The following is a 460-nucleotide window of genomic DNA, read 5'->3' as shown; positions in this document are numbered from 1 at the left end:
GTAGATGAAAACGGACAGACGGTTTCTTTAGATATGACCACCATTATTCAAGGCAATGAAACGGTTACAACCTTGGTGAAAGATCCATTAAATAATGGGAAATATACCTATACTAATGAGGCTGGTGCAGCCGTAATCATTGATGTACAGGCCGATGTTGTCAATAACTTCGAGGAGATTATTAACAAAGCCGAGGTGCAAGAGTTGTTGACGCAAGTAGTAAACAATGTTGGTGGAAATATGACGTACGATGGTACTGGTTTTACCTATACAGATGAAAACGGTGTTTCTCAGGCTATTGATTTAACTGCGCTTATTCAAGCTGGTGAAACGGTAACTGTTTTGGGTGTAGATACAGTAACAGGTAGTTTAACCTATACGGATGAAAAGGGCGATACTACAAATCTAGATGTTCAAGCATTGGTCGGTAAAGGGGATCTAACCTTGTCAGAAGAACTGC

The 460-nt window shown here is 40.2% G+C and carries 1 pseudogene; it reads left to right on the top strand.

From position 1 onward, the window contains the following. A pseudogene (locus tag ACUTSE_RS18140) lies at positions 1 to 460 on the top strand (hypothetical protein); the annotation flags it as partial.

It is taken from the genome of Myroides sp. TSA_177.3 (genome assembly GCF_052691955.1).
Note: the sequence above shows the minus strand (reverse complement) of the source record. Positions and strands in the feature narration are given on the sequence as shown.